This window comes from Actinosynnema sp. NPDC023658 (genome assembly GCF_040639995.1).
Lineage (GTDB): Bacteria > Actinomycetota > Actinomycetes > Mycobacteriales > Pseudonocardiaceae > Actinosynnema.
The window spans coordinates 1-6556 of sequence record NZ_JBFAAX010000321.1 but is presented as its reverse complement, the minus strand read 5'-3'; the positions used below and the strand labels follow the sequence as shown (position 1 = coordinate 6556).

The following is a 6556-nucleotide window of genomic DNA, read 5'->3' as shown; positions in this document are numbered from 1 at the left end:
CTCCCGGCGGTTCGGTGTCCCCCTCGGCGGGCGGCACCACGAGCAGGCAACCGGCGGCGGCGAGTGCGATCGCTCTGCCACCGAGAGGTCTGTGGGGACGGGATGTGCGCATGAGTGCTCCTCGTTGAGCTTCCACCGGCGGTCATGGGCGTGCGTCATCGCCACGGCTGCTACGCCGCGGCCGCGGTAGGGGTTCGTGCGACGGGTCAGGTCGTGGTGCGCGGGGGCAGGGAGGCGAGCACGGTGCGCTGGATCGCCACGGCGGCCGCGCCGCGGGCCCAGAGCGTGGGGTCGTCGTTGATGAACCGCAGGTCGATCGGTGACGCCTCGGCGTGGCGGGCTTGGGCGATGCCGGCGCGGACCCGCGCCTCGGCTACCTGGGCGAGCCGGATGCCCTCACCGGTGAGGATGACCCGTTCCGGTTGGGCGATGTTGGCGACGGCCGCGATCAGCGTGCCGAACGCGTGGGCGGCCCGGCCGATGATCTGGTCGGCGACCTGGTCACCGGCCTCGGCCAGGTCGAGCACCTCGTCGTAGGTGACGGACCGGCCCAGGGTCAGGGCGGCCTGCGACCGGATGGCGTCGGTGGTCAGCAGTGCCTTCACGCAGCCGCGGTGCCCCTCGGGACAGGCCGGGCCGAGCGGGTCGATGGGGAAGTGACCGAGCAGGCCGAGGCCCGAGTCCGGACCCCCGACCAACCGGTCGTGCACCACGAGCCCGCCGCCGACGCCGGCGCCGATGGTGAGCACGGCGAAGCTCTCCACGTCGCGGCCGTCGCCGAACCAGTGCTCGGCCTCCAGCAGGGCGTCGAGGTCGTTGGACACCACCGTCGGCCTGCCGGTGGCCCGGGAGACCGCCGCGCCGAGGTCGACGTCCTGCCAGTGCAGGAAGACCGCCCGGCGCACGCGGGTGAACCCGTGGACGACAGCGCCGATGCCGATGCCGATGGCGGCGACGGGCCGGGCCGGGTCGTCCAGTGACGCGACCAGTTCGGCGATCCTGGCCACGACCGCTTCCGGGCTCTGGTCGGTGATCTCGACGGTGGCGCTGCCGAGGATGTCCGCGCGCAGGTTGGTCAGCACGCCGTAGGCGCGGAAGCCCGTGAGCTTGATGCCGATGAACCGCTGCACGTCCGGGTCGACGTCCAGCGGCTGCAACGGTCGCCCGCCGCCGCGGAGGTTGGGCGTCTCCACCTCGCGCAGCAGGCCGGTGTCCATCAACGGCTTGGTGAGCCGGGTCAGGCTCGCCGTCGACAGACCCAGCCGGTCCGCCAGTTCCGATCGGGCCAGCGGGCCGTGGACCAGCACCTCCAGCGTCACGCGGCGGGCGGAGGGCAGCAGGGGTGCCCAGGGTGAGGCGGCGTCGAGCACCGTGCGCTCCTCGTCGAGGTCGGGGGTAACCGGAGCGCAATAGTACCGCGACGAAACTGTCTGACAAGAGCCCTGGCGTGACGAAAACGTGACTAGCTGCGGGTTGACGCGTTACAGTGACTTCGCCCTTAATGTTGCGACAAAGAAAACCCGGTAGGCGACGCCGCCGTCGCGACTCTGGAGGATCGACATGCGCAAGCACCCCCTACGGCTGGTCACCGCGGTGGCCGCCGCCTTGGCGCTGGTGATGACCGGGTGTTCGAGCGGAGGTGACTCCGGCGACCCGAACACGCTCAAGGTGTGGTGGTGGGAGACCGACGACAGCGCGCTGTCGACCGCCTGGAAGCAGGCCGTCTCGATCTTCGAGAAGGAGCACCCCGGCGTCACGGTCAAGCAGGAGCTCAAGACCTACGAGCAGATGCAGCAGTCCGGCCAGCTCATCCTCGACTCCAACGACACCCCGGACGTGCTGGAGTACCTCAAGGGCAACGCCACCGCCGGTGTCGTGGCCAAGGCGGGCCTGCTCACCGACCTGACCGAGGTCGCCACGAGCCGCGGCTGGAAGCTGGACAACTCCGCCCAGGACGTCGGGCTCTACGACGACAACGGGCTGATGGGGTCGGGCAAGCGCTACGGCATCACGAACTACGGCGAGTACGTCGGCGTCTGGTACAACCAGGACCTGTTCGCCCAGAACAACGTGCAGGTGCCGACGACGCTCGCCGAGTTCGAGAACGCGCTGAAGACGTTCGCCGACAAGGGCGTCACGCCGCTCGCGCTCGGCTCGGCCGACTACCCCGGCCCGCACCTGCTGTACGCGCTCGCGCTCGCGCACATGGACGAGAAGTCCCTGGCCGCCTACCAGCGGTTCGAGGGTGACGTGGACTGGTCGGCGTGGGAGAAGGCCGCCACCACCATGCGCCAGTGGGTGGACAAGAAGTACATCAGCACCGACTCCACCGGCATCCCCGCGCAGGACGCCGGCAACGCGTTCATCGCGGGCCAGTACCCCATGTTCGTCTCCGGCACCTGGTGGGCCGGGCAGATCGCCGAACAGCCCAAGTTCCAGACCGGCCAGTTCCTCTTCCCCGGCAACAAGCTGCACCCCGGCTCCGGCGGCAACCTGTGGGTCGTGCCCGCGAAGGCCAAGAACAAGGACCTCGCCTACGACTTCCTGGAGATCACCCAGCGACCCGAGGTGCAGAACCTCCTGGCCGACAAGGGCGGCGTGCCGGTCGCGTCCGAACCGGGGTCGGCCAGCTCGGCCATGGGCCTGCTGGTGGGCGACCGGTTCACCGAGCTGCTGTCCGGCGATGGCGGCGGGTTGGCCCTCTACCCCGACTTCCCGGTGGCCGGGCTCAACGACGTGCTGGTCGCCAACACCACCAACCTCGTCGGTGGCGACGCGAGCCCGCAGCAGGTGGTCGAGGCGATCAAGGCCGCCTACGACGCCGGGAAGCCGACCGCCTAGCACCGGTCGGACCGAAAGGATCGCCATGTCCTCGCTCAACACAGCCACGCACACCGTCGCGCCACGCCGGGCGCGCAAGGGCACATCCGAACGCCGGGGCGGCTACTGGTGGTACATCCTGCCGGGCGCGATCGGGTTCCTCGCCGTCGTCGCCGTGCCGTTCGGGATGAACCTCTGGTACAGCCTCACGTCCTTCCGGGGCGTCGGCAACCCGGAGTTCATCGGGTTCGAGAACTACCAGCGGCTGCTGGGCGACCCGCTGTTCTGGGCGTCGTTCCGGCACAGCGTGGCGTTCATCGTGGCCATGGCGATCCTCCCGACGGCCATCGGGGTGGTGGTCGCAGCCGTGCTGTTCAACTACATCTCGCCGAAGTTCGGGTCGAAGGTGGCGAGCTTCCTGCGCGCCACCTACTACCTGCCGCAGATCCTGCCGATCGCGGTGGCGGGCGTGCTGTGGAAGTGGATGTACCAACCGCAGTACGGGATCATCAACACCACCCTGCGCGACCTCGGCCTGGCGCGCAACTGGCTCGGTGATTCCGACCTGGCCATCTACGCGGTGATGAACGTGCTGGTCTGGCTCCAGATCGGCTACACCGTGGTGGTGTTCATGGCCGGGCTGTCCCGGGTCGACCCGGCGCTCTACGAGGCCGCCGAGCTGGACGGCGCGACCTGGTCGCAGCAGTTCCGCACCATCACGCTCAACCAGCTCCGGCCGGAGATCGCGGTCGTGCTGATCACCACCTCGGTGGCCGCGCTGAAGGTGTTCGCGCCGATCTTCGTGCTCACCCGTGGCGGTCCCGGCACCAGCACGATCGTGCCCGCCTACTTCTCCTTCTCCAACTTCTTCACCACCACCAAGGTCGGCTACGGCGCCGCGGTGGCGTCCGTGCTGGCGCTGATGATCTCGGTCGTCGCGGTCGCCCTGCTGCGCTACCAGACCCGCAACTCCGAAGGGTTCGAAGATGGCCGTGGATAGCCTGGAGAAGCCGGCCGTGACCGCGACGCCCCCGTCAGAGACCTCCGCGCGCCGGATCAAGCGCCGCAAGCGCGGTGTCAACGGCTGGGTGGTGCTCGTCCTGGTCGCCGGTGTCGGCCTGCTGATGCTGTTCCCGTTCTGGATCGCGATCATCAACGCGTTCAAGCCCGCGCCCGACTACATCGCCAACGGACCGGTCTCGCTGCCCACCGAGCTGGACTTCTCCGCGCTGGTCGACTTCTGGGGCGGTGTGGACTTCAACCGCAAGCTGCTCAACAGCGTCGTGATCAGCGGCAGTGTCGCCCTGATCGCGGTGGCGCTGAGCCTGTTGTCGGCGTTCGCCATCGGTATCGGCCGCATCCGCGGCCGGGTGTGGATCCTCGCGTTGTTCATGCTCGCGTTCACCGTTCCGCAGGAAGCGCTGGTGTACCCGCTGTTCGTGCTGACCCGCGACCTCGGGCTCTACGACACCATGACCGGCGTCGTCGTCATCCTGGCTGTGCTCCAGAGCGCCTTCGGCACCTACATGCTGTCCTCGGTGCTGGGCACCTTCCCACCGGAAGTGCTGGAAGCCGCCAGGCTCGACGGCGCCACCCGCTTCCAGGTGCTGCGGCTCGTCGTCCTGCCGCTGACCAGGCCCACCATGGCGGTGCTGATGACCTTCTTCTTCATCTGGACCTGGAACGACTTCTTCCTGCCCCTGGTGCTGCTGCCCTCGGCGGACAACCAGACGGTGTCGGTCGCGCTGGGCGCGTTGAGCGGCCAGTACACGAGCGACCCCACCGCACTGGCCGCCGCGTCGCTGGCGGGCATCCTGCCGGCACTGGTGTTCTTCCTGCTCTTCCAGCGCACGCTCATGCGTGGCGTGAACCTCGGCGCGGTCAAATAACTCCCCACGAAGGACATCCATGACTCTCGACCAGACGGTGACCACACCCGTGGACACCGCCCCGTGGTGGACCTCGGCCGTGGTCTACCAGGTGTACCCGCGCAGCTTCGCCGACTCCAACGGTGACGGCGTCGGCGACCTGCCCGGTCTGATCACCAGGCTGGACCACCTGGAACGGCTCGGCGTCGACGTGATCTGGCTGTCGCCCGTCTACGCCTCCCCGCACGCCGACAACGGCTACGACATCTCCGACTACCAGGCCATCGATCCCGCGTTCGGCACGCTGGAGGACTTCGACCGCCTGCTGGCCGAGGTGCACGCCCGCGGCATGAAGCTGGTGATGGACCTGGTGGTAAACCACACCTCCGACGAGCACCCCTGGTTCGTGGAGTCCCGCTCCTCCAAGCACAACCCCAAGCGGGACTGGTACTGGTGGCGAGCGCCGCGTGACGGGTTCGAGGCCGGTCAGCCCGGCGCGGAGCCCACCAACTGGGAGTCGTTCTTCTCCGGTCCGACCTGGACCCTCGATAAGACCACCGATGAGTACTACCTGCACCTGTTCGCCCCCAAGCAGCCCGACCTGAACTGGGAGAACCCCGAGGTCCGGCAGGCGGTGTACGCCATGATGCGGTGGTGGCTGGACCGGGGCGTGGACGGCTTCCGGATGGACGTCATCAACCTGATCTCCAAGGACCCCGCCCTGCCCGACGGTGCGACCACCGGCACCAGCGGGCTCGGTGACGGGTTCCCGCACTACGGCACGGGACCGCGCATCCACGAATTCCTCCAGGAGATGCACCGCGAGGTGTTCGACGGCCGGCCGGGTGAGTTGTTGACGGTGGGGGAGATGCCTGGGGTCACCTGGGAGGACGCCAGGCTGTTCACCGACCCCGCACGCGGCGAGCTGGACATGGTGTTCCAGTTCGAGCACGTCTCGCTCGACCACGGACCCGGCGGCAAGTTCGACCCCAAGCCGCTGGACCTGCGCGACCTCAAGGCCTCGCTGGGCCGGTGGCAGACCGCGCTGGGCGAGGTCGGCTGGAACAGCCTGTACTGGAACAACCACGACCAACCCCGCGTCGTGTCCCGCTACGGCGACGACGGCGAGCACTGGCGCGAGTCCGCCACCGCGCTGGCCACCGTGCTGCACCTGCACCGCGGCACGCCCTACGTCTACCAGGGCGAAGAGCTGGGCATGACGAACTTCCCGTTCACCGGCGTGCAGGAGCTGCGCGACGTCGAATCGCTCAACCACTACGCCGAGGCCGTCGCCGCAGGCGGTGAGCCCAGGACGGTGTGGCGCGGCCTGCGCGCGATGGGCCGCGACAACGCCCGCACCCCCGTGCAGTGGGACGCGGGCCCGAACGCCGGGTTCACCACGGGCGAACCGTGGATCGCGGTCAACCCCAACCACACCTGGCTCAACGCCGCCGCCCAGCACGACGACCCCCGCTCGGTCTTCCACCACTACCGCCGCCTGATCCGGCTGCGGCACGAGCTGCCGGTCGTGGCCCTGGGCGACTTCCGCATGCTGCTGCCCGACCACCCCCACGTCTACGCCTACGAACGCACCCTCGGTGACGACCGCCTGCTCGTCGTCGCCAACCTCAGCGGCAGCCCCCAGACCGCCGAGCTGGACCGCGAGTGGGCCACCGCCGACGTCATCCTCGCGAACACCGAGGAGCAGCTCGTCTCGCCCGGCTGCGTGGACCTGCGACCGTGGGAGGCGCTGGTGCTCAAGCGCTGACCCCCCGCGCGGCACCTCCGCACCCGTGCTGACCTGCGAATTGCAGGAACGCACAGGTTTTCTCCACGCATGGCCGTGCACAGTGGGACACGGCCCGCGG

Annotated in this window: 5 protein-coding genes; 4 read left to right on the top strand and 1 reads right to left on the bottom strand. The window is 69.1% G+C overall.

The annotated features are described in order from the left end of the window. Positions 1–206: 206 nt before the first annotated feature. Positions 207–1370 (bottom strand): ROK family transcriptional regulator, encoded by a 1164-nt coding sequence (locus AB0G02_RS25235; protein ID WP_360798044.1) that lies wholly within the window; start codon positions 1368–1370, stop codon positions 207–209. 190 nt (positions 1371–1560) lie between these two features. Between AB0G02_RS25235 and AB0G02_RS25230 the strand changes: the two genes are divergently transcribed. From AB0G02_RS25230 to AB0G02_RS25215, 4 genes are read left to right on the top strand one after another with little or no spacing between them, the layout of a single operon-like run. Then, a complete protein-coding gene (locus tag AB0G02_RS25230; RefSeq protein WP_360798042.1) occupies positions 1561–2841 on the top strand; it encodes an extracellular solute-binding protein in 1281 nt (426 codons plus the stop codon). 25 nt (positions 2842–2866) lie between these two features. Then, the gene (locus AB0G02_RS25225; protein WP_360798040.1) at positions 2867–3820 is read left to right on the top strand and encodes a sugar ABC transporter permease; all 954 of its coding nucleotides are present in this window, start codon (positions 2867–2869) and stop codon (positions 3818–3820) included. Continuing rightward, positions 3807–4709, top strand: coding sequence for a carbohydrate ABC transporter permease (locus AB0G02_RS25220; protein WP_360798038.1), 903 nt, complete (start codon positions 3807–3809; stop codon positions 4707–4709). Before AB0G02_RS25225 ends, AB0G02_RS25220 begins: the two co-directional genes overlap by 14 nt. Positions 4710–4728: 19 nt before the next feature. Beyond that, positions 4729–6456, top strand: a complete 1728-nt coding sequence (locus tag AB0G02_RS25215) for an alpha-glucosidase (protein WP_360798036.1) — start codon at positions 4729–4731, stop codon at positions 6454–6456. Positions 6457–6556 lie beyond the last annotated feature (100 nt).

Bases quoted from the DNA above. Each gene is read 5' to 3' on its own strand.
- AB0G02_RS25230 (WP_360798042.1), top strand. From the start codon at position 1,561: ATGCGCAAGCACCCCCTACGGCTGGTCACCGCGGTGGCCGCCGCCTTG.
- AB0G02_RS25225 (WP_360798040.1), top strand. From the start codon at position 2,867: ATGTCCTCGCTCAACACAGCCACGCACACCGTCGCGCCACGCCGGGCG.
- AB0G02_RS25215 (WP_360798036.1), top strand. From the start codon at position 4,729: ATGACTCTCGACCAGACGGTGACCACACCCGTGGACACCGCCCCGTGG.
- AB0G02_RS25220 (WP_360798038.1), top strand. From the start codon at position 3,807: ATGGCCGTGGATAGCCTGGAGAAGCCGGCCGTGACCGCGACGCCCCCG.